At 43.3% G+C, this 3,355-nt stretch carries 5 protein-coding genes; all 5 read right to left on the bottom strand.

What is annotated here, in order from left to right:
* Positions 1-420: pilus assembly FimT family protein (locus tag ACP45E_RS05790; protein WP_069584792.1), on the bottom strand; the 420-nt coding region annotated here is incomplete at its 3' end.
* Positions 421-567: 147 nt separating this feature from the next.
* On the bottom strand, positions 568-1,038 hold the full coding sequence (locus tag ACP45E_RS05785; RefSeq protein ID WP_017038238.1) for a prepilin-type N-terminal cleavage/methylation domain-containing protein: 471 nt from the start codon (positions 1,036-1,038) through the stop codon (positions 568-570).
* A gap of 34 nt (positions 1,039-1,072) precedes the next feature.
* Entirely contained in the window at positions 1,073-1,648 is a 576-nt protein-coding gene (locus ACP45E_RS05780; protein WP_017035378.1) for a prepilin-type N-terminal cleavage/methylation domain-containing protein, read from the bottom strand.
* Positions 1,649-1,722: 74 nt separating this feature from the next.
* Complete coding sequence (locus ACP45E_RS05775) at positions 1,723-2,187, bottom strand: hypothetical protein (protein ID WP_017035377.1); 465 nt, start codon at positions 2,185-2,187, stop codon at positions 1,723-1,725.
* A 1-nt stretch (position 2,188) separates the two neighbouring features.
* The coding region (locus ACP45E_RS05770; RefSeq protein ID WP_069584791.1) for a type II secretion system F family protein at positions 2,189-3,355 on the bottom strand (1,167 nt) is incomplete at its 5' end.

Raw genomic sequence — 3,355 nt, 5'->3', positions numbered from 1 at the left:
GTCAAGTGGGTTGCCTAGCAGATCAAAAGTGATTTGGGAAACAGAAGGCGTAGTACTGAAGGCGACTTGATCGGCGACCACGAGATCACTTCGAGCACTTGGGTCACTTGCACTACAGCCGCTTGAACTACCAATACAGCTGGCGTTCGCGGTGATTCGACTGCGAAGACAGAGCTCTTGAAGATCAGGGTTACTAGCGTCACTGCAATAGGTATAAAGATCAGGAATATTGGTTTGAATGCGATTGACTTGAACCTGGCGAATCACCGAGATGATCTGTTCTTGTGCGGTAAAGGCAGAAAAGCTTGAAGTACCAAGATAACGGCTTGTGGCGTACACCGAGACAATCGCTATCAATAAGATAACCACAATCAACTCAACCAGAGTAAAGCCTTGTTGTATTGAGCGTCGGTCGTCCATGAGTCACCTGAGCTTTGACAGCAATAAAATAGAAACTAAGTAATTAATATTATAGTAAAAGATAAGAAAGGTAATGCACTAAATAGTGTGTTTATGACGGGCTTAAAAAAGGCCAGCAGTGCTGGCCTATCAATTATATAAATTTAATTAACAACCAGTATCAATTACGCCTGTCGAATACGCAGCAGAAACTACAGTGCCACTAGCTTGCGTGTAGGTAACATAGCAATTCGTACCTTTCACTGCCGTTGCACTTGACAGGGCATCATCTTTAAATGTCATAACTAACGAAGAGCCATCCTCTTGAGATGTCCAATCACTAGTTAAACCAACGACAGCCTGACCAATACCGGCAGAGGTTGCTACAGGGTAACCATAAATAGTAGAAATCCCATCAACATCAGTTGCTGCGCTTGCTGTTTCGCTGCCATTAATCGCAGCTTTGCCATAGACAATACCAGCTGCACCATCTAAAGCACCTTTTAGGCCTTGTAGGGATGACTTACGAGCATCATTTTGTAAATTCAAGAAACGAGGTGCAGCAGTAACCGCAAGAATACCTAAAATAACAATCACCACCACTAACTCAATCAGGGTGAAACCGCCTTGTCTTTTCATAGCCAAAATCTCTCTATTTTTCATTAATGCAGAGTTACTGCAAGGTTACGGTCACACGACCTGTTTCAATTTCATAAACAAACTCATGATTGGTACCACCTTCTTGCTGCACATAAGTACAAGTGTAGTCCGTGTCATTCGCTTGAGCAGAATACTTCACGTTAGAATCTGTTGCTGCGTTAGCCACCGTATCAACTTTTGGCGGGTTTTGTAACAAATTATCCATTAAATCAATACAATATTGATCTGAAAGCGTTGTAGGGAATGCACCATTACCGGTATTCAGAGCAAATGGGTAGCCATCGCGAAAACCGGTGTCTGTACCGTTGCTAGAACGAGAACGCGTTAGCCAGAATTCAACACCATCGTAGTTCACGGTGTTGTATTTTTCGTTACTAAGTGTTTCAGAAGGGCGAGCTTCCGCTTCCCATTGCGCGCGAGCAGACAATACCCCGGTAGCATAACCACCAGCGACGCCTTCAATACTGGCTTTTTTCGCTTCATCGGTCACATCTAAAAAACGCGGTAATGCGGCAACGGCTAAAAGCCCAACCACAACAATCACGACCACGAGTTCTACTAATGAGAAACCAGCTTGTTTATTATTCATCTTTTTACTCACTTAATTCGTATGGCGTATTATACGGTAATTTTTGTTACTTTCTATTAGTAATCTGTCAATTTTTACGCTTGTGTTAGAAAATCGACGCTGACCGTAAAATTGCCATTATCTAACTGAATAACAATCACTTGATCACTGGCATAGAGATATCTACATTGATATTTCACACCTTTATCATGGCGTTCGACCGATTCACTATAAGCAGGCCATTGGCGATTTTCCGGGTATAACAATTGTAACCAAAATGCGCAATTCACCTGCTGATTTTGATCCAGCGGCAATACCCATCCTTGCTCACTCATGGCTAATTCACGGCCGTCTATAACAAGTTTAGATGGCTGCTTGTGCAACAACCACTCTTGTTTGTAAAAACTGGCGCGCTCAACCACTCTTTTACTTGCGAGCAATAGCGCCGTTTCGCTTGCTTCCTCATCGACGTTTTTCCATGCCAACATAAAACTCAGCACCAAAATGATCACCAGCAATAACCAAATAACAAACTGTGAACGAGCATTATCCACCAGCATGCTATCCCTTCATCGCATCTAACATGCCCCACATTGGCAAGAATATACCGAGCGCAAGAATCAATACCATACCTGCAACAATAACCAATAAAATCGGTTCTATTCGCGCGGTTAACGTCTTCAAATCGTAATCCACTTCACGGTCGTAAAAATCAGAGACCTCAAGAAGCAACTCATCAATTCGCCCGGTTTCTTCACCAACAGAAATCATCTGAATGACCAGTGGGGTGAATATATTGGCATTAATTGCCGTCGATGAAATGGTGGAACCGGCTTCAATCGAGGCTTTCATTTCCAGTAACTTTCTTTCTAGGTATTTGTTGTCCAATGCTTCAGCAGAAAGCGCGAGTGATTGATTCAGTGGTACCCCTGCTTTTAACATCAATGCAAAGGTTCTCGAGAACCTAGAGAGTAACGCTCGGTTGATCACATCACCGACTATAGGTGTTCGAATGCGAAATAAATCCCAACGTTCTCGGCCTGCCATTGTGTTATGCCAGGCTTTAAAAGCAAACAACAGCCCCACCATTACCCCGATCATTAAGGCCCAGTAATTGACGAAAAATTCAGACATCCCAATTAAAATACGAGTAGGCAAAGGCAAATCAACGCCAAACCGGCTGAACATGGTGGCAAACTGGGGAATCACTTTAAGATTGAGAATAAACAGAGCAACAAGAATGAAGCTGATAACAAACGTTGGGTAACGCATGGCGGTTTTTATCCGCTTACGTGTTTCCACTTCCTGTTCGTAATAACCTGCAAGTTGCAACAAGGCTTCATCAAGACGACCGGTATTTTCCCCGACGCTGATCATCGATACAAACAAAGAGCTGAATACTTTTGGGTGAAGTTGCATGGCACCAGACAAGCTACGTCCATTAGTGAGTTCAGCTGCAACCTCTTCTAACGCTTCTTTAAGTTGTTTATTCGCACAGTTTTGTGTCAACCCTTTCATCGACCTCAACAGTGGAACGCCCGCTTTCGTTAAGCTGTATAACTGACGACAAAAAATGACCAGTACATCAAGAGGAACAGCAGGAATAAACAATGTTTTTAAATCAAAGTCGAACGAAAAAGCGTCGCCACCCACCGTGATTGAAGTAGGAATAACCCCTTTATTCATGAGTGTCTCCGCCGCCAACTCTTCGTAGATCGGAAGAGCGGT

Source organism: Vibrio genomosp. F10 str. 9ZD137, from assembly GCF_049974785.1.
In the GTDB taxonomy this organism is placed as follows: domain Bacteria; phylum Pseudomonadota; class Gammaproteobacteria; order Enterobacterales; family Vibrionaceae; genus Vibrio.
Note: the sequence above shows the minus strand (reverse complement) of the source record. Positions and strands in the feature narration are given on the sequence as shown.

Excerpts from the sequence above, each read along its gene's own strand:
- ACP45E_RS05785 (WP_017038238.1), bottom strand. The coding sequence starts at position 1,038 with ATGAAAAGACAAGGCGGTTTCACCCTGATTGAGTTAGTGGTGGTGATT.
- ACP45E_RS05780 (WP_017035378.1), bottom strand. The coding sequence starts at position 1,648 with ATGAATAATAAACAAGCTGGTTTCTCATTAGTAGAACTCGTGGTCGTG.
- ACP45E_RS05775 (WP_017035377.1), bottom strand. The coding sequence starts at position 2,187 with ATGCTGGTGGATAATGCTCGTTCACAGTTTGTTATTTGGTTATTGCTG.